The following is a 20,037-nucleotide window of genomic DNA, read 5'->3' on the forward strand; positions in this document are numbered from 1 at the left end:
CCCTACGCAATGCAGCCAATGCGATAGGGAATTTAAAAGAAACACCGCTTTCCAATTTTTTCAACCGGATCAACTACCGAAAAGGAAGAGTGTCAGCGATCAGTGCAACAGCAAGAAAGCTGGCAGTGATTATATGGAATATGGTGATAAAAGCAACCATATAACAACGAACACGGCTATGAATTCTTAGATCAAAAGCGCAAAAGAAAAGTGCAGGAAATGAGAAAGCTTATTCATAAGTTTGATATAAAGACTGATGAATTAGGGCTGCAATTCAACTGCTTATAAAACGTTAGTCAGAATTTATAAATAAACTTTGGATCCGTACATGAGATTACCTTTTATTTTTAGTGAAGATTGCTTCTGACAGTTGTTCGAAACACACATGTAAGTATTTGATGAGAGTCTTTTAGAAAATTTATTTAAATTATTACGAGTTGGGGAGGAATGAAAGCCAATTGGTTTGGATGAGTAGTGTAAACAAAAAAGAATGGATTTAGCAATTCTACAGTTAATAGAATTTGAGTTTTTCAATATATAGTTAAAAAAAATTTACATGTTAAAATGTCTTTTGGGATTACTTATTATAACAATATGTGGCATAGGTTGCGCTAGTTCAGTCAGACAAAATGAACAAAGTAAAACAGATTCCATGTGGAGTTTGCCTAAATCTAATTTAAATACTCTGCCTGGAGCAAGTTATAAAACATTAACCCAGGTATATGACGACTATATGCTTGAGAATCGAGATGTAACATTACGCGATGAAAGGCTATTAACAATGAAAGATGTTAATACAGTATTTGATAATATGCCGGTTTATAAAACTGTAAAAGAATGGGAAGAAAGAAAACAATATCTTAAAGAACACATATTAGTTTCTGCTGGTCTCTGGCCCATGCCTGATAAAACCCCGTTAAATCCAAAATATTACCATAAAATTGATCATGATGATTATGTTGTTGAAACAGTAACCATTGAGACCTATCCGGGATTTTTGCTGGCTGGTAATTTATATCACCCAAAAGGTAAGGGGCCGTATCCAGCCATCTTAACGCCTCACGGCCATTTCCCGTTTGGCAGACTAAATAATGATTCTATCAATTCAATTCCAGCCCGCTGTATTACGATGGCAAGGCAAGGGTATGTAGTATTTTCTTATGACATGGTTGGCTATAACGATACGAGGCAGGCTCCGCACAATTTTGGCGATGACAGCATTTCACATTTATATGGTATTAATTTATTGGGATTACAGCTGTGGAACAGTATCAGGGCACTCGATTTTCTCACAAGCCTTCCTTCAATAGATACAGGCAGGGTGGGTATCACCGGCGCATCAGGAGGGGGAACACAAGTATTTCTTCTAACTGCCGTTGATGACAGGTTCAATGCTGCTGCGCCTGTAAATATGGTCAGTAATACTATGCAAGGTGGAGATATATGTGAAAACGCTCCTGGCCTAAGAAGGAATACTTATAATGTGGAAATTGCGGCTATGGTAGCACCTAAACCCCTTTTACTGGTCTCCGATACATACGACTGGACTTTCAATACAAGGAATACAATAATGCCAAGAATGAAATCCTTCTACCAGTTATACAATGCTGAAAACAGGGTGAAAAATGCACATTACGATTATGAGCATAATTACAATAAAGCCAGTAGAGGAGCAGTATATGAATTTTTTGGCAAATGGTTACTTCATGAAAATGACGTAACAAAATTAAGAGAAAAGCCTTTTGTTGTGGACAGCGACAGTAATTTATTGGCTTTTATGAATCATCGAGATGCTGACAGAATCAAAACTTTTGAAAAACTTTCCACTTCGCAATATCATGATGCACCAAAAATGGATGAAAAGGGATTAAAAGCTTTGATGAAGAACATGTATGCTACACAGTTAAATCAAAATTGGCCAAAGGATAAAAATACGCTTGAAAAGTTTAAGACACTATATCAAACTTCTATTAACCACTTGCTCGACGTAAGCAAACCTGACGCCATAGACTGTAAGATTATGAGCAGCGCCAAAGGAAAAAATTTCACTGTTCACCAGTTATTAATCGCCCGAAAGGATAAGAATGACTGGATACCCTGCACATTATACCAGCCCTTTTCTGCAACCAATTCAACGGTAATTGTCACTGCAGATGAAGGTAAAAATTACTGGGTAAAAGAAGGACTTGCTACGCCAAATGATTTAATAATAAAATTACTGAATCAAAAATGTAGTGTGCTTGCTCCAGATTTATTTAAACAGGGAGAGCATATACTGCAGGATTCTACAAAGACACAGCGGGTCGAAAATGACAAACTCTTTACCACTTATAATTTAACTGACAGACAGGAACAAATTCAGGATATATTGACAATAATTAAAGCCATTAGTCAAAACAATGAACTATCTCACACTATTGATTTGTATGCAGTCGGCAATACGGGAATAACGGGACTACTTTTGGCATCAATAACAAGTGATCTACATCGAATAGTTCTTGATGGAAATCATTTCGATGCCACTATAGATCAAAACATGTTGACTTTACAAGTACCAGGGATTATGCGGATAGGAGGATTAAAAACAGTTATGGCTCTTGCTGCAAACAAGCGGTTATTGCTGTATAATGCAAACCCTTCTTTAAAACTACCGGAAGTACCAGAAGTAAGTAAACTGGAAAATAATGAAAATAATTTTTCAGTTAAAACTGACAACATAGGAGTTGATCAAGTAATAGATTTTCTTAAGCATTAAAAAGAGCTTTCCAAAAGGCTATGAAAGGGAACCTGAATTTGAAGATAGATGCTAATTATTTTTTTTCATAACATTACTTTTTAAACAATCATAAGAAATCTTATAATTGTCAATTGTGTATAAAAAAGGGGCAATTAACCCTTAATTTTTTTGAATACACTAAATCTATCAAATAAACAATACGATGACGGAAAGAAGAGATTTTATCAAAAAAAGTATAATGGGTGCAGCAGGAGCTGCAATAGGATTTAATGCCAAATCTTATGCTTCTATTATGGGAGCTAATGATCGTATTAATATGGCCGTAATTGGCATCCGTAACCAGGGCAGTGTACATATCGACTCATGGTGTAAGCTCAAGGACAGTCATAATGTTAGGTTGAAAACCCTGTGCGATACTGACGAAGAATTATTCCCTTCGAGATCGAAATTCGTCTATGACAAGACAGGTGTGAAGCCTGTAACAGAATGGGATATGCATAAAGTTCTCGCTGATAAAGAGATTGATGCTGTATCTATTGTTTCACCCAATCACTGGCATGCCTTGGCTGCGATTTGGGCTTGCCAGGCTGGCAAACACGTGTACGTCGAAAAGCCGGCTATGCACAATATATGGGAAGGAAGAAAAATGATTGAAGCGGCTCGTAAGTATGACAGGCGAATGCAGGTGGGGCTCAATAACCGTTCTATTAATAATGTCAGAAAAGCAATTAAATTTCTTCATGATGGGGGGATCGGAGATATTTATATGGCGCGCGGTATTTGCTACAAAGCACGGGATTCTTTCGGTATGGCAAAAGACAGTACCCCGCCGGCAACCTTTCATTACGACCGCTGGTTGGGGCCTGCTACTTATCGTCCCTACAACGCGAAGCGAAGTCATTATAATTTTCATTGGTATTGGGATACCGGTAATGGAGATATTGGCAATACAGGACCACATCAATTTGACATTGCACGCTGGGGATTGAATAAAAATGAGCACCCTGTTTCTGTTTATTCTGCGGGAGGGATATACGGTTTCCGAAAAGATGAAAACTCACCTAAAACTCCCGGTGTTTTAGTTTATGGAGGAGTAGAGGCATATGGCAAGGATAAAACTTCGCAGGAAACCCCAAATACACAAACATCAATTTTAAAATATGATGATGATACCATGATTGAATTTGAAGTGAGAGGGCGCTATACCTATCTTGAATCAAGTCTTGGTATTGATGTTGGTAATACTTTTTTTGGTTCTGATGGATACCTTGAATTAAATGGAGATACATGGAAGGCTTTTCGTGAGCGGGAAAAGCAGCCTTTTGCAGGTTCAAAAGCAGGAAATACGCAAGATGGTACAGAGCATTGGGCTAATTTTCTTGATGCAATTCGCTCAGAAAAAAATGAGACATTGAACGGTGATATTAATGAAGGCTTTTTCTCATCTGCACTGCCATTATTATCTAATATTTCATATCGACTGAAACGTGAGCTTCATTTTATGGGAGCCGATATGGACAGAGAAAGATTCGTCAATGATCCTGACGCTGATGCTATGTTGACACGTGTCTATCGTCCTCCATACGTCGTTCCTAATGAGGTATAATACGATCTGATTGAGAAAACATTGTTTTTTAACAAATTGAAAAAATGGTCACGGATTATCGCGTCCGCATTTCTACAAAATGCCGTTGCTGCAGGTATAGTTGCCAGTAATACAAACAGGGTTTCTCAGGTGGAAGCGTAATGCAAAGATGAAAATTAGCGGTCTTCCTGTTTGGCGAAAGCTCTGCCACCTGCATTCGTTGTATTGAGTAAGAGGAAATGCCTAAATAAAATTTAGGAGCTAAAAATATTTGATCTGGAGGATTCTCTAACAATCAATTTTCCTGGTATTGTAACTTCCTCATAAATGAAGTTTTTCTTATTTATATGCTTAAAAAGCAACTCGCAACTCTTATGTCCGATATCAAAAGCCGGTTCGGCAAAAGTTGTAAGCGATGGTGAAATAATAGTTGATGCGGGATCATTTGTAAAACCTACAACTCCGATCTCTTTCCCGATAGCTATCTTTTTATTTTTCAATGCTATCATTGCTCCGATAGCTTTTCGATCATTTACCGCAAAAATAGCATCTGGAACTTCTTCAGATTTTAATAGTTCATACATATCATTTTCTCCATATTCTTGTGAAAATCCTGAAAAAATAATCCATTCTTCGCGTATAGGCAAATTGTGTTTTTTAAGTGCAGCTAAATATCCTTGTAATCTTTTTTCGGTAAAGCATAAACCCTTAGGGCCAGCTATATGAGCTATTTTTTTGTAACCATTTTCAATTAAATGTTCCACTGCCGCAAAGGCTCCTGAATAATCGTCCTGCATTACTTTAGAGGTTGATATACTGCTTGGAACCCTGTCAAAAAAAACAATTGGAATACCTTCGTTTATTATATTTTGAAAATGACTGCAGGAATCGCTGTTGGACGATATCGATACTAATAATCCGTCTATATTAGCAATTGATAAGTTTTGTATGATTGATAATTCTCTTTCAGGAGAATCGTTAGTGAGAAATAAAATTACATTATAACCTTTACTATATGCAAATTGCTGAATACCGGTCAGCACAGTAGAGAAATAATAGTTTGTTATCCAGGGCAGTATAATACCAATATTATGACTTTGTCCTTTAGCCAGACCAGTTGCATTATAGTTTGGTTTATAATTTAACTGGTAAGCGGTTTCCAAAACTTTGGCCTTCGTCTCCTGGTTAACATCGTACGTATCTCTCAACGCTCTTGATACTGTAGAGACAGAAATGTTTAAATTTTTTGCTATGTCTTTTATTGTAACGAGGTTTCGCATGCGAATTTGAATAAAATGAAATTGTAGAAATCGAATTTCAAGTTACAGTAATTCGTGGGATAAAAAAGCGTATATTCTTATAATAAACCTCAAACTTATTTTAAACAGGTATAAAAATAACCAGTATTGTGAAAAGCAAAACCTGTATGAACCAGCAGTTACAAGTTTTGCAATAATTCTTAGTTGACCTTTTTCTATGATAGAACTTTATCAGCAGAAAGAAGTGCTGCAGAATACTTATCCAAATAATAAGTACAACTCGGATGCAATTGCAAAATGCTCGCCGGGAAAAGGTTACTGACAGGCTGTTCAATGCAATCCTTCACTGCCTTGGCTTTTCTCTGGTCTGGTACTGAACAAATGATGTGCTTTGATTTGCAGATTTGTTTAATCGACATACTAATTGCTTGTTTAGGCACGTCATCAATCGATTTAAACCATCCTTCGCCATACTGTTGTTTTCGGCATTGCTCATCAAGATTGACAATAATGTAAGGTTGTTCAGTGTCAAAATCTGCAGGAGGGTCGTTAAACGCAAGGTGTCCATTTTCACCAATACCTACCAGTGCTACATCTATTGGATGCATTTCTATTAAAGCATTGAGGCGATTACATTCGGCAACCGGATCTGCTTCTCCATTCACCAGGTAACTCGCTTTTAAAGGTGCCACTTTTTGTAGGAACCTTTCCTTTAGATATTTTCTGAAACTCGCTTCTGACGATTCAGGTAGTCCAATATATTCATCAAGGTGGAACATAGTTACTTTGCCCCAATCAATACCTTCTTCTGAGGTCAGCTGTTTTAAAGTTTCAAACTGGCTGGCTCCCGTGGCTAATATAATGTTAGCGTCACCTTTTTGTTCAATAGTTTTAGCGATTAGATCTGCGGCAGCTTTTCCTGCTAATTTGCCTAACTCAACCGGGTTGTGTGTTGTAATTATTTCCATTAGATTTTTAATAAGTGGTTTGCTACGAACAGTAATTAAAATAGCAGATTATTTTTTTATTTCTTAAAGCAAGGTATTTATGTTTCTTTTTGAAAATTGAAAAAGTGTAGAAAAATTAACGAGAACGTTGCCGGCGTAATACTGTTATTTTTATAGGTTATTCTGAAAAATAAAATTGAAGAAACTCATATAAAAACTCACTGTTGCCTTAAGTTGTCTCAGTAAGACATCAGAAAAAAAGTTTTTTTTCCCAACTTAATTTAAGCTCAAAAGTAAGAAGTTATAATATTTTTACTTATTTATGTGGTTTAAATTATCATCTAAAGGAGTCATCTTAGGCATTAGAAGGTGAACAAATCCTAGTATGAGGATGTAAGAGAAACCTGCGATCATAAATGCCCAAAAATAACCTGAATTATTAGCGGTATCCAGTACAGCTCCTAAAGCAACATCAGCAACTACTGAAACTGCCACACCGATCATTTTTCCTATTCCTATTACTGATGCGACAGCTTTTTTGGGAAAAACATCAGGAACCAGGGTATAGCCATTAATTGACCAGGCCTGATGACCAGCGGCTCCAAGACCAATTAAAAACACAGCAAGCCATTTACTTGCAATAACAGGTACAAGGGTTACCGGTAAAATGATAATTGCACAAATGAGCATAGTTATTTTCCTTGCTTTATTTATTGACCAGCCTCTTTTTATTAATGCACCTGAAATATATCCACCGTATAAACTTCCTACATCAGCAAGAATAAAAATGATCATGAAAGGAAGCCCTAAATTTTTAATGTCTACACCAAAATGATCCGCAAGAAATTTTGCTCCCCAGAAAACATAAAACCACCAGACACCATCGGTTATAGTGGTTAAAGAAAAGGCCCAGGTCTCCTTTTTAAATAAGAGTTTAAACCACGAAATTTTCTCGGTCGTCTCTTCTTCAGAATCACTGTTAATATATGCTAATTCCTCTTTTGATAGTTTGGGGTGAACTTCTGGTTTTTTGTAAGTTCTCAACCATAAAAACACCCAAATTGAGCTAAGTACGCCGGTAAAAAGAAAGGGAATTTGCCAGTTATCTCCGTCAACAGAAACAATAGCTCCAACAAGGAAAGGGGCCAAAATAGCACCCACGCTGGTTGACGCATCAAAAATGCCTGTAGCAAAAGCGCGATCCTTTTTTGGAAACCATTCTGCTACGGTTTTAATTGCTGCGGGGAAATTTCCCGACTCACCAATTCCCAGCCCGAAACGAACTACAATAAACCCAATTAAACTAAACGCAGGTCTGATTGCCGCATGTAACATCCCAAATATGCTCCACACAGCAATTGAAATGGTATATCCTACTTTGGTTCCCAGTTTGTCGATAATGCCACCCATAAATAATAATCCGATACCGTAGGCAATTTTAAATGAGACCATTATTGCCGCGTAGTCTTTATTTGACCAATCGAAAAGTTTTTGCAGGGTAGGAGCCATTACGCCAACAATACTCCGATCAAAATAATTGATAGTTGTTGCCATAAATACCAATGCAAGAATTCTATAGCGGTACGTTCCTACTTTTTGTTCTATTGCATTCATGCCCTTTTTTACAGGATTTTTCGTCTTGATTTCGGCTGCTTCGTAATCCATTATTTTGCTAATTAATAAATACTTCCCGTGGTAAAATTTTTCGGAATCTGACTCTTTTCAGTAGCCAGCTTTGTCATTGGTATTTTTGTAAACCTCAATTCTTAGTTCAGCTACATCTATTAAATTTCAGCTACCAATTTATTGAATAGCGATAACTGTTCTTTCATTGCAGCGACTTTATCAGCAGGGTCTGTACTTGCCTCAATGAGAATCCAGCCGTCGAAATTTATACCTGCCAATAGCGTAAAAAGTTGCTTATACGGATAGTCGCTAATGTTCAAACCACGAAAATGAACTGTATCTCCGATCCATTTTTTAACCATATTAAAGTTGCCTTCGAGACCTGCGTTTAATAAATCCGTGTCATTACTATTCCAGCAGATCTTTACATTTGGTTCAGTTACCTGGTCGAATATCGCTTTCATATTTGGAATCTCCTGCGTTAGGTTGCCATGAGCCTCGACTCTTACCAATTGTCCATAATCCTGTGCAAATTTTCCGACCTCGTTAAGAGAAGCAGCAATTTGAGCTATGGTTTTTTCTTTAGGAACCTCAGCAGGAAGAGTATTTGGTTTCACCTTTATGCCTGTCGCGCCGATATCTTTACAGAGTTTTATATATTCTTTTGTCTGATCAATATTCTGGCGTAGAATTTTTGGGTCAGGACTATGATATTCAAAATTAGACCCATAACCAACGCAGGTGACTCCGCTGTCAGCAAACCGTTTTTTTACCTCAGCACGTTGTGACGCATCAAGATTTGTCTCAACACCATGAGCATGTTGGGTTCGCAGTTCTACACCGCGCAAACCCGCTTTTTGGCAATTAGCAATCAATGTCGCCAAGTCCCAATCCTTACCCCATTGATAAGTCACAAAGCCGAGCCTCATTTTTGAATAGGCGGGACTTGCAAAGGCAGCCAAACTGTTTAAAGCCACCAAACCGATACCTCCGGTAATGCTTTTTTGTATAAAAAGACGCCTCGATAAAGTTTCTTTCATTAGATGTGTATTTAGCTGTAAAACACCATAAGTTTTAATATGCAGAACAAGTCAGGTACTTTGTTTTGCAAAAGCATTAAAAAACGATCGGTTCTAAACAAAAAATATTATATCCTTTGAATGAATTTCAAATTTTTTGAGCAGACCTACAATTTTTTCCAATTTAAAATTCTATTTGCGTTGCCATTATACATTGCCTTAAGTACTGCTGACGGTAGCGCGAGGCCGTAATATCGCCACCAAATTCGTCCCACCATAAATTCATCTTCACTTTCAAGCAACCTCCACCACGCCTGGTACATGCTCTTCTCCCTGCCCATATCCGTTCCAAACAGAACCCGACCTGGATATTTTGAAAAAAACTTCAAGGCTGCCCGTGGTGTCCGCCCGATCTCGTAGTCTCTTGCTGAGATATCAAGATAAAGGTTCGGATACGTTTCCAGCAGCTTGCTGAGCCTTTCCAGGTCATTACCCTCGTTTGCCAGGTGGCAAGCAATAAAGGTTGTTTTTGGATGTTTTTTAAGCATTCGATTACGAACCTCTAATAGTTCCTCGTAAGACAAACCATCTTTACCATACCTGTTAAAATGCTGGTAGTCTGGTGTTCGTTCCTGGTAGACGTCAAGGGGCGTCCAGTTAGAAGGATGGTCAGAAACGTGAATATTTACCGGTATCTTTAGTTCTGCACATTTTTCCCAGAACGGGTCGAGGCGGAAATCATCCGGATGTAATCTTTTGTCCGCTGTGATTGTTGAATCTGTTGTATATCCCAATCCTTTGTCCGTCCATTCTCCTACTCCCCTTGCGCCTTTCTTATAGCACCGAACCAACTCGGCCACAATTCGGGCAGAATAATCGGGCTTGTCTATATCAGTCTTATCCATGCCGCAGAAAAGGATAAACCTGTCGGGATATGGTTTCAGATAAAGGTCTGCTAAACTGTCAAAATCAGCACCGGTGGCATCAGTAAGCACTACCGAAGTTTTGATACCTACCTCGTCCATCGTCTTAACCCATTCAGCTACCTCTCCAGGCGTTTCGGCAACAACGTGTGTATGAACGTCAATAGCTGGAAATTTTGCTTTAGGCAAGACAGTCATACCGGAAACTACTGATGACCGTGGGGCATAATCCTTCAAAAGAAGCTTGTCCATAGGACCGGGAGCGGGATCAACTCCAGGACCGCCCCACGGGCCATATTTTGCTTCTTTCCATCGTGCATTGTCGCTCCAGTTTTTTTCGCTCTGAGCGAATAGAACAGAGCCGGGAATTAGGCAAAGTGATAAGAGTAAAGGAACCACTTTCATTGCATCTGCGTTGTTAATACTATTTATATTTCCTGGCGAAATCATCCGCATAGCCATTGATCTCGGCATCTGTTAAGTGACCGCCCGAACTAATGATAATTCTGTATCTCTGCGTTAATGATTTACCGGCAGGAATGCTATAATTTAATTCTTCTTTTCCCTGAGTAAAATCCTTAGCACCAAATGGGTTAGCTGCAAATAATCCGTATCCTCTTGCATGCCAATAAGTAGGATAACTAAGGTTTTTTGGATGATCACAAATAACCAAAGAAATATCTTCTGAACCCATTTTACCAAAGAGATCCATCCATTTTGCCCGCGTGCTCCAGACTGCTTCGCCGGTAACCCCTTCACTGCTTCTGTAATTTCCTGACACTCCAACATTCGACATGGCTTTTACCGTTGTAGGATTACCTTGAGCATCTGTTAGAGTGACATCTTCCCTGGAAGGCAATTCAAGCTGACGGGCAACACGAATACCAAAACTTCCCTCTTTCGTATCTTTAAATGATACGGGGCCTCCTGTTGCTGTTAATGTTGCAATCCGGTCTATTATACGTATCGAATCTTTAGCAATAAAATGAAATTCTGTTCTTTCTGCAAGAAGTTCTTTCCCTGATGGATCGACCCAACTTGCTCTTGTAACCATAATACCTTCACCGTCTCCTTCGGTCAATTTATCAATACCAATTTCCTTTATCACGCCACCGTTAGGGCTCTTTTTTCCTTCGGAACCGTTACCCCAAAAATCATATCCGTTTACATTTCCATAATTAAACCAGTTACCCACCTGGTGCATATGATCTTGCCGCTCGCCTGCTCTGGGTTTTATTGGAAACCCACGAGTAATAGTGGTACCCGCAGCAGTAAGTATGGGATAAAGTATGGGTTTATAAACAGTATCGGGCCACCAATAAGAAGTGAAAAGTTTCCCGTCTACCATTACATCTACTCTCTTATCTGCCTCTCGTTCAACAAATGTCACTTTTGGTTTTGTTCCCTTTTCTTTGTCATTCCCTTTTCCGTCGGAAGTACTACAGGAAACAGAAAATATAATTGCGGATAAAATAATAGTAGCTGACAATAGCTTGATCATTTTCATAACTATTAATAATATTTAATTGTTTTATATTCTTTGTCACTCATATTTCTGACTTTAAACCTGATCAGGAACAACATAAGGGGAACGGTACTGCCTTGTTAACATTGCACTCGCTTCAGGATTATTGATAATACTTTCTTTCTCCAAATCCCCGCCGGTCAATTTTAATTCGCACTGACGACGATAGGAAATATTTGCGAGCAATGGAAGCACGGTTGACATAAAACCTTCATTGATGTCGCAGTGTAACGAATCACTTTTACCAGAGCGGACCGCATCTATAAAATTGATGAAATGTTCGGTGTCAGTTGATCCGGTATGAGAAACATCTTCATTTTTTTCTGCTGTTACTGCCTTTGAGCCTGCAAAAGGTACCTTTTCCTGTTTACGAAAAGCCTTCCACGTTTCTCCATTAATTTCCAGGTATCCATCCGTACCATAGAAAATGTTTCCTATTCTTGTATCAAGGCTGGATTCGTCGTTAGAATATCGGCCCCTTGTTTCAAACTCTAGCATAGTACCGTCTTTATATTTAAATAAAGACGATTGGGTATTTGGCGTTTCCTGCGCGCATTCATCAGGATTGATTCCATAAATACCACCGGCAGAATATACGGAAATAGGATGCTCGTTTTTATTCAATCCCCAACGCGCAACATCAAATTGATGAGGGCCTTGGTTGCCTGTATCCCCGTTTCCTGTATCCCAGAACCAGTGCCAGTTGTAATGACTTCGCTTCTCATTATATGGCCGGTAAGGAGCCGGACCGAGCCATCGGTCATAATGCAAGGTGGCGGGCGGTGTACTGTCTTTTGCAATACCGAAGGAATCCCGGGGTTTAATACAAAGACCCCGCGCCATATAAACCTTGCCAATCCCCCCATCGTGAAGGAATTTAATAGCCTCCATTACATTTGTAATTGAACGGTTTTGAAAGCCAACTTGTACACGCTTATTATACTTACGTGAGGCCTCAATCATTTTCTTGCCTTCCCAAATGTCGTGCATTGCCGGTTTTTCAACGTACACGTGTTTACCAGCCTGGCATGCCCAGATGGTTCCCAACGCGTGCCAATGATTCGGGGTGGCAAATGACACTGCATCTATTTCCTTGTCATCTAGCACTTTATGCATATCCCACTCTGTCAAAGGCTTACTACCACCTTTATCCACCACCATTTTTGAACGAGGTGCAAAAAACTGTTCATCTGTATCGCAAAGTGTTTTCAATCTTACATTATGGCTATCTTTTATTTTGCAATATGCTTCGATATGGGAGACACCGCGACCCCGAATGCCCACAACCGCGATGTTCATACGGTCGTTAGCTCCTAAAATGGAAGCATAAGACTTCGTGCTAAAGCCCATACCTCCAATAGCTATTCCGGCAGTTCCCATTATACCTTTCTTAATAAAATCTCTTCTTTTTTCCATTGTCAGTTTCTTTTGAGAATTAATAAATAATATCAGATTTGTAAGATACTTAAGTATAGCATTATTTTAGTAACCGGGATTTTGTATCAATAACTTATTCCTGTTGAGCTCATCCCTTAATATCGGGAAAAAGTAAGCTTTATCATCCCAGGTTCTTTCCTGTACCAATTGTGAGGTAACGGTCGGAATAGTAGCTGTTGTGTGATCAGGGTTAAGCTTATATACAACTGTTACTCCCGTAGCGTCTGCGTACCCTTTAGGTCCTATTACCCAACGACGGATGTCCCAGAAACGCTGATCTTCGTATGCCATTTCAATGCGGCGTTCATGCCGGTAACGAAGTCGCAATGCTTCGCCAGATTCAGTGACATCCGGCATACCTGCTCTTTTTCTTACCATGTTTATGTATTTTCTTGCTTCATCATCCTGACCAAGTTCAATACATGCTTCAGCGTAGTTCAATAGTACCTCCCCGTATCTGTAAAACCGGCATGGAACGTCGGAGCCAGCGAATTGTCCGTCTATTGCAGGGTCTATTAATTTCCGGAGGTAATACCCCGTCCAACTGGCATTCCAATTCTGGAAAGGAGAATTCCTGGTATCAAGTCCCCATACCTCTGACATTTTACTCGCGGCGTTATCCCATTTTTGCCAAATACCAACCTGAATAACTCCGTTGGGGTCTAAGGCTATAGCATCCTGAGGCCTTTCTCGCCAATGTGCTCCTTCATAAAGTATGGTAGCAAAAAAACGTGGATCACGATTTTTATAAGGTTCTGCTGCTTCTGTGGGATTATTCCAACTGAAAGGAGACCCGTCTGTCATTTCATAATCATCTACCAGATTGCCGGCAGGAGTATTATGACCAAAAGTATGAAACCCGTTAGGACCATTAATTAAGACAGAATTGTTTGTGAAGGATTTAGCGGTATAAAAACGCATAAAAATATCTTCCTGCGTAGGAGGTCTTGACAGAAAAAGATCTTCATAGTTTTTAGAAGCCTCTTCAGGTGAAGCTGGTTCAGGTTTATACAAGCTATAAACTCCCAAATTCATAACTGCTGCGGCTGCATCTTTAGCAGCCTGCCATCGGGCGGTCTTGTTTCCATCGGTATAACCGATCAATTCGGGATTAGAATAACCTGAAAATACTTGTGTATTGTGCAAATCGCTGGCGGCGTAGAGCAGTACTCTGGCTTTAAGAGCTAAGGCTGCGCCTTTTGTAGCACGACCTACATTATTGCCTGATTGCTCGAGGGGTAGGAGGTTTGCAGCTTGGTCACATTCATTTGAAATAAACGTAACACAATCTGCATAAGTATCACGTTTTACTTGAAAGGTGTCGGTTAATTCGTATGGGGTTGTAACTAAAGGAACTCCTCCATATAAATTTATCAGATTAAAATATAGGGATGCTCTTAAAAAGTGCGCTTCGCCTGTCATGCTTTCTTTTAGGAGCTTACCGTTAGCGGAGGTAGTATCAAACTTTATGTGATCAGCCTTTTCTAAGAATAAGTTACATGCTCTTATATTTTTATAAATCTCATTCCATAGCATCAAATGGCCGCCATAACTACCACCATAATCAGGTATATTATCGGCCGTTATAAGGCAATTATTAAAATTGAAATATCCTTTTCTATCATGAGCTTCATCTGTGAAGGAGGCAGTCATTGGACTATTTGCAATATAATCATCAAGACTTGAGTAAACATTATTAAGAAAAGTTTGGGCCAACACCGGATCTGACCAAACATTTGATTCGGTAAACTCGCTTAGTGGCTGTGTTTCAAGAAAATCTTTTTTACATGCTGGAATAAAAAAAACAACTAAAACAAAAAGTGCAGATATATATATTATTCTTGTCATTTTCTATTTTTTAAAAATTTAGATTTAAACCGACATTATACACTTTGTTTGGAGGATAAGCTGAGTCTCCTTCAGTTTCGGGATCATAACTGGTTAACTTGGTAAACGTTAAGAGATTGAAACCACTGAAATATATGCTTAAGCCACTAATGCCCAATTTCTTATTAATTGCTCCAGGTATGTTGTATCCGATTTTGGCGCTTTTCAGCCTGATGTAATCATTGCTTCTTAGCCAGTAAGTATTATTAATCCCGGAATTTAACGACCAGTATTGGTCATCCCTGTTCCAGGCTCTGGGCTTGGTTGCATTGGGATTATCCGGGGTCCAACGACCTTCGACATCATCAAGCGTGAAGTTACCTACGTCACCTGAGTAGCTTAGATGAGCCCTTGCGGCTCCGGAAGCGCCTTGAAAGGAGAGGATGGCATATAAACCTTTATAACCAAGATCGAGATTGAAACCGCCTTGAAATGTTGGAATGTTTGTTTTATAAACTCTTACCCGGTCTAATCCATCAATTTGTCCATCTTTATTAACGTCTTCAAATATTATATCACCAGGACGTGCGCCGGCCCAATGAGGATAGGCGTCTACTGCTGCCTGGTCTTTAAATATACCTATTGCATTGTATAGTAATTGAGAGTTCATAGCGTGACCAGTAGACTTTTGGTAATCAGGGGCTCCGGGAGCTTCATCCCAGAACTTAATTCTGTTTTTTTGAGATCCGCCATTTACAGAAACACTGTACCTAAAGTCTCCTGCTTTATCGTTATAGCCAATTTGAAATTCAAATCCCTGGTTAACAATTTTACCAATATTTTCCCGTGGCAACGTTAACCCGGCTGAACCAGGTACTGAAGCATTTCTCTGCCATAATATGTTACTGCGCAAGTTATAAAAATAGTCGGCTGAGAAATTAAGCTTACCATGAAACATCTCAGCATCGAAACCTATATTCGATTGATTCGCCACTTCCCAGGTAACATTCGGATTTGGTATCCGGATTTCGGCCATCGAGTTCTGTTCAACAGCCTGGTTAAAAACGTATATATTCTGAGGAATAAAGCTATAACTCGATAAATATTGATATTGCTCAATACGGTCGTTCCCGGTTTGTCCCCATGATCCGCGTATTTTAAAATAATTGAAGGCTGACAAATTCTTCTTCCAGAAATTTTCCTGGCTAGCAAGCCATCCTAAAGAAACTCCCGGGAAAAAGCCAAATCTCTTATTTTTGGGAAATATGTAAGAACCGTCATATCTAAAAACAAACTCTGCTAAATATTTGCTACTGAAATTATAATTAAAGCGACCAAAATAATTTAATCTTGCCAGATGATTGGCCGTGCCGGTATTATCTTTTTCTAAATTACCGCCCGCAAACAATTGATCTATCGCCTCTGAAACAAAATATCTCCGAAAGGCATTAAAATTCATTCCGTCCCCAGTCGTGTGTTCAACGCCAAATAACGCCTTTACATTATGTTTCTCTCTTACAGTAGTTTCATAATTGATTAAGGCATTAAGAGTGGTAAGTTGGTTGTCTCCCATATATTGTGTCAATTGCGGATCGCTTATCCCTTTTGGCGTTCCTAATAGAACAGGTTCTCCGTTTGAATCATAAGTCTGGTAGTCCCATGAATAAAGAGTCCATGGATGGATCCATACTTTTTGATTGAAGAAATTTTTGTCTATAGCAGCGTTACCGGTGACTGATAATCCCTTTATCCAGGGAATATTAATATCGAGTTTCATATTGCTCTGCATTATGTATCGTTTGTCCCGATTGTAGCCGATTGCATCTGTAGATACGACAACAGGATTGTTTCCGGCTTCGATATCCGGACCGGGAAGTCCATTAGGCCAATAGGCGGGTAAAAGCGGTTTACTTTGCCTTCCTGCAGAGAAAATGGTGGCTGCATCACGAGGTGAGAAATGCCGGTATTCCTGTCTTCCTGCAATGTCGAAACTAACCCGTATATCTTTGGTAACTTTAGCATCCAGGTTAGTTCGAAAATTGGCCTTGGAATAGTAGGTGGAACTATTTTTGTAAATTCCATCCTGGTAATTAGAGCCAATTGAAATAAAATACTTCAATGCCTCAGTTCCTCCACTTAATGAAAGATTTGCATATCTCTGTTGAGCTGAGTTTTTAAGTATTTCGTTATACCAATTAGTATTAGGATGCTTCCACGGGTCTGAGCCATCTCTATACTTTTGAATATCTTCCGGTGTATATCTTGGTGTTGATCCGCGATATAAATCGATCTCATTTTCCAACTGGGCATAAGTCGCCGCATCTGCTGTTTTAGGAATTACCGTAGGCTTACTCCAACCCTGATTAAGCGAAAGATCGATCTTTGGCTTACCTGTCTTTCCTCGTTTTGTGGTAATTAAAATAACTCCATTTGCTGCCTCCGATCCGTAAATTGCTGCAGAGGCATCTTTTAAAACAGTAACACTTTCAATGTTTGACGGATCAAGGCCTTCAATACTACGATTCGCTATTCCGTCTACCACAATAAGGGGAGAATTATCGCCCAATGTATTCGATCCTCTGATCCGAAGTGTCGACCCATCATTTCCTGGTTCCCCTGACTGTGATAGAACGGTTAAACCAGGCAAATGGCCTGCGAGGGAATTGGTAACATTAGTTGCAGGAGATGCCTGGAGAGTACCCCCATTTACACTCGTTATCGCCCCTGTTACGGTTGCCTTTTTTTGCCTGCCGTAACCTACATTCACTACAACCTCTCCCAGCCTTGTTGCACTTCCCTTTAACACGATGTCAATTACAGAACGACTGCCTATTGGTATTTCCTGTGATCCGTATCCGACAAATGAAAAAACAAGGATATCGTTGCTTTTTGCTCTTATACTATATTGTCCGTTCACGTTAGTTAAACTACCCCGATTACTTCCTTTTACATGAACGTTTACATCGGGAAGAGAATTGTTTGTACTACTGTCATAAACAGTTCCCTGTATCACTTTCATACTTTGCGATCGTACCTGAAACGAGACCCCACAAAGAAGGCAAATTAACAGTGAAGCATTAAGCATGTTCTTAGCGTTAGTAAATTTGTTTCTCATTTGCTTATAGTTTGGAGTAAAGAAATATCAAAAGCTATATCTTCAAATTATTCAGCAACAGGTGTAGCTGGATTTATTGTTTGAGACAATCTTGAATTGTAAAGTAGGAAGTATTTATAAGATAGGGCAGCAATAGGCTAAGTAAATGAACGAGAACGTTACCGAAAAAATGCATAAGTTGCTTCTTAAGCTATTACCATAATTCTAATGCCGCTAATTTTAAATTTCGGATAGAGTTAAACCAATATCCTTTATGATTTTAAAATTCTTTGTTTTATAATTCATTAACCTAAACCTCAAGCCTCTTTTATTACACTAACTACTCAGTGGAGATGTTGCATCCTTAAAACAAATGGAAACACTGGCTTTTAGTCACTAGTGGTATACACGAAATTTCTTTAATGAGTTAGTTCTCAAAGGACGGTTCTTCGGTTCATTTTTCTATTATCACAAAACAATCAGGCATCCTTTAAAGAAGGCTTTGTATCAACAATTTCTTCTTTTTTACGATCCCAATATAATTTTTTTCCTTCACGATAAGCTTGTGTGGCCATTATACTTGCTATAGAATGCCAAAAACCAGTATGAATATTTCCGTTAGGAATAACGCTCCTGTTTCTCATACAATCGATCCAATTTTCAAGATGGAAAGGCATGTTATCATTTACATTAACAGGTCCTAGTTTCATCCCGTATTCCTCAGTAGTTATTATTTCCGCTTTTTTGTTGTTTATCGCATCTTTCATTCCTTCATAAAAGTCAAATCCTCCCGGAAGATTTTGATGTTCAGGAATATAAAACCAACGTGAGCTGCCTTCTCCTCCATGCGCAAATAGAGTTCCTTCTTTTCCGCGAATACAGGTATAGTCCCCGAACATGTTTGCGAAGTTTGTGGCGTAAGAATATAAAAATTTTGCATCATCATATGTTGCAAGAGCCTGGAAAGTATCGGGATTTTGACGGATATCAGGCCAGCCAAATATTCCCCCGTTTGCTACCATTGAATCAGGGATAGCTGTGTCTGTATAAAAATGAACTAATCCACTACCATGACTCATCCATTGCGATGTTATTCCTCCGGAGTAATCGCGGAAGATCCTGAATTCAAAATATTTCCATGGGTCGAAGGCCTCATAAGGTTTACCCAGAAGCCACCTTTTCCAGTCAGTATCTTCTTCCCTGATTGCCGCAACATCAGGATCATTTGGAATATGCCAGCGATGATTATTATCATTCCAGACCTGTTCTATCTTTGTAATCTGACCCAACTTACCTGAACGTACAATATCACGAACTTTTTTTTGTATTGGGTCACTAACCCATTGTGACCCTAACTGAACAACTTGTTTAGAGGATAGAACCACGCTTCTTGCCAGTTTAGCATCTTCTACATCTATAGCCATTGGCTTTTCGCAATAGCAATCTTTACCAGCTTTAACCACTTCAGCAAGTAGCTTTGCGTGCTGAAAATCTCCGGTAGCAATCATTACTGCGTCCAACTCCTTCATGCTAAGCAGGTCTTCGGAATATTTAAGTTGCTTAACTTCAGTTCCGAACAATTTTTTACAATTCGCCGCAGCTTTTTCTTTATTAAGTTTCCAAATATCGCACACCGCAACCACTCCCAAATTTTTGCGCTTTTCAGAGGTTTTTACCATACTTTGATGATCACTGCTGCGTGCCCCACAACCTAAAAAGGCTATATTGATACGATCGTTTGCCCCGATAATTCTTTTGTATGATGCCGCGCTCATTGCGGAGGCACTTGTTGAAAGAGTGACACCAACCAATCCCGCCGCAGTTTTACTTATGAAATTTCGGCGTGTAACATTCTTTTTACTCATAATATATCTTAATAAAATAGAAAAAATTAAAATACAAAGTATTCGCAATAGTATATAGTACTTATAAATGATCCCTAAATGATCAGGAATATGCAATTGGATCTATATTCAGGCGCTGAAATTTCTTGACAAATCAAACGTGTTTCCTAACAACCCTAATTTTATCATTGCTTGTTGGATTTACTTTTTTTGA

At 39.0% G+C, this 20,037-nt stretch carries 12 protein-coding genes; 2 read left to right on the forward strand and 10 right to left on the reverse strand.

Translation table 11 applies throughout. From position 1 onward, the window contains the following. The first annotated feature begins 556 nt into the window (after positions 1-556). Together B154_RS30910 and B154_RS0118940 are read left to right on the forward strand one after the other, a co-directional pair. Complete coding sequence (locus B154_RS30910) at positions 557-2,755, forward strand: alpha/beta hydrolase family protein (RefSeq protein ID WP_051084324.1); 2,199 nt, start codon at positions 557-559, stop codon at positions 2,753-2,755. A gap of 184 nt (positions 2,756-2,939) precedes the next feature. Next, entirely contained in the window at positions 2,940-4,343 is a 1,404-nt protein-coding gene (locus B154_RS0118940; protein WP_018615903.1) for a Gfo/Idh/MocA family protein, read from the forward strand. A gap of 233 nt (positions 4,344-4,576) precedes the next feature. On the opposite strand, the gene B154_RS0118945 is transcribed toward B154_RS0118940, so the two are convergent. The 10 genes from B154_RS0118945 to B154_RS0118990 all read right to left on the reverse strand — a co-directional run bounded on the left by B154_RS0118945 (position 4,577) and on the right by B154_RS0118990 (position 19,844). After that, entirely contained in the window at positions 4,577-5,602 is a 1,026-nt protein-coding gene (locus tag B154_RS0118945) for a LacI family DNA-binding transcriptional regulator (protein WP_018615904.1), read from the reverse strand. A 194-nt stretch (positions 5,603-5,796) separates the two neighbouring features. Further along, a complete protein-coding gene (locus B154_RS0118950) occupies positions 5,797-6,549 on the reverse strand; it encodes a glucosamine-6-phosphate deaminase (RefSeq protein WP_018615905.1) in 753 nt (250 codons plus the stop codon). 291 nt (positions 6,550-6,840) lie between these two features. Then, the gene (locus B154_RS0118955; protein WP_018615906.1) at positions 6,841-8,193 is read right to left on the reverse strand and encodes an MFS transporter; all 1,353 of its coding nucleotides are present in this window, start codon (positions 8,191-8,193) and stop codon (positions 6,841-6,843) included. Positions 8,194-8,312: 119 nt separating this feature from the next. Continuing rightward, a complete protein-coding gene (locus tag B154_RS0118960; RefSeq protein ID WP_018615907.1) occupies positions 8,313-9,194 on the reverse strand; it encodes a sugar phosphate isomerase/epimerase family protein in 882 nt (293 codons plus the stop codon). Positions 9,195-9,340: 146 nt separating this feature from the next. Next, the gene (locus tag B154_RS0118965) at positions 9,341-10,570 is read right to left on the reverse strand and encodes an amidohydrolase family protein (protein WP_211217519.1); all 1,230 of its coding nucleotides are present in this window, start codon (positions 10,568-10,570) and stop codon (positions 9,341-9,343) included. After that, positions 10,521-11,597 carry a DUF6807 domain-containing protein gene (locus B154_RS0118970; RefSeq protein ID WP_157580877.1) on the reverse strand — a complete coding sequence of 359 codons (1,077 nt, stop codon included), beginning with the start codon at positions 11,595-11,597 and terminating at the stop codon, positions 10,521-10,523. The genes B154_RS0118965 and B154_RS0118970 overlap by 50 nt, the downstream gene beginning before the upstream one ends. Before the next feature lie 60 nt (positions 11,598-11,657). Next, on the reverse strand, positions 11,658-13,037 hold the full coding sequence (locus B154_RS0118975) for a Gfo/Idh/MocA family protein (RefSeq protein ID WP_018615910.1): 1,380 nt from the start codon (positions 13,035-13,037) through the stop codon (positions 11,658-11,660). 66 nt (positions 13,038-13,103) lie between these two features. After that, the gene (locus B154_RS0118980; RefSeq protein WP_018615911.1) at positions 13,104-14,906 is read right to left on the reverse strand and encodes a RagB/SusD family nutrient uptake outer membrane protein; all 1,803 of its coding nucleotides are present in this window, start codon (positions 14,904-14,906) and stop codon (positions 13,104-13,106) included. Positions 14,907-14,916: 10 nt separating this feature from the next. Continuing rightward, a complete protein-coding gene (locus B154_RS0118985; RefSeq protein ID WP_018615912.1) occupies positions 14,917-17,904 on the reverse strand; it encodes a SusC/RagA family TonB-linked outer membrane protein in 2,988 nt (995 codons plus the stop codon). A 554-nt stretch (positions 17,905-18,458) separates the two neighbouring features. Further along, entirely contained in the window at positions 18,459-19,844 is a 1,386-nt protein-coding gene (locus B154_RS0118990) for a Gfo/Idh/MocA family protein (RefSeq protein ID WP_018615913.1), read from the reverse strand. Positions 19,845-20,037: the final 193 nt, after the last annotated feature.

Origin of the sequence: Segetibacter koreensis DSM 18137 (genome assembly GCF_000374045.1) — a bacterium.
Taxonomy (GTDB): domain Bacteria; phylum Bacteroidota; class Bacteroidia; order Chitinophagales; family Chitinophagaceae; genus Segetibacter; species Segetibacter koreensis.

Bases quoted from the DNA above. Each gene is read 5' to 3' on its own strand.
- B154_RS30910 (WP_051084324.1), top strand. From the start codon at position 557: ATGTTAAAATGTCTTTTGGGATTACTTATTATAACAATATGTGGCATA.
- B154_RS0118940 (WP_018615903.1), top strand. From the start codon at position 2,940: ATGACGGAAAGAAGAGATTTTATCAAAAAAAGTATAATGGGTGCAGCA.
- B154_RS0118945 (WP_018615904.1), bottom strand. From the start codon at position 5,602: ATGCGAAACCTCGTTACAATAAAAGACATAGCAAAAAATTTAAACATT.
- B154_RS0118950 (WP_018615905.1), bottom strand. From the start codon at position 6,549: ATGGAAATAATTACAACACACAACCCGGTTGAGTTAGGCAAATTAGCA.
- B154_RS0118955 (WP_018615906.1), bottom strand. From the start codon at position 8,193: ATGGATTACGAAGCAGCCGAAATCAAGACGAAAAATCCTGTAAAAAAG.
- B154_RS0118960 (WP_018615907.1), bottom strand. From the start codon at position 9,194: ATGAAAGAAACTTTATCGAGGCGTCTTTTTATACAAAAAAGCATTACC.
- B154_RS0118965 (WP_211217519.1), bottom strand. From the start codon at position 10,570: ATGCCGAGATCAATGGCTATGCGGATGATTTCGCCAGGAAATATAAAT.
- B154_RS0118970 (WP_157580877.1), bottom strand. From the start codon at position 11,597: ATGATCAAGCTATTGTCAGCTACTATTATTTTATCCGCAATTATATTT.
- B154_RS0118975 (WP_018615910.1), bottom strand. From the start codon at position 13,037: ATGGAAAAAAGAAGAGATTTTATTAAGAAAGGTATAATGGGAACTGCC.
- B154_RS0118980 (WP_018615911.1), bottom strand. From the start codon at position 14,906: ATGACAAGAATAATATATATATCTGCACTTTTTGTTTTAGTTGTTTTT.
- B154_RS0118985 (WP_018615912.1), bottom strand. From the start codon at position 17,904: ATGAAAGTGATACAGGGAACTGTTTATGACAGTAGTACAAACAATTCT.
- B154_RS0118990 (WP_018615913.1), bottom strand. From the start codon at position 19,844: ATGAGTAAAAAGAATGTTACACGCCGAAATTTCATAAGTAAAACTGCG.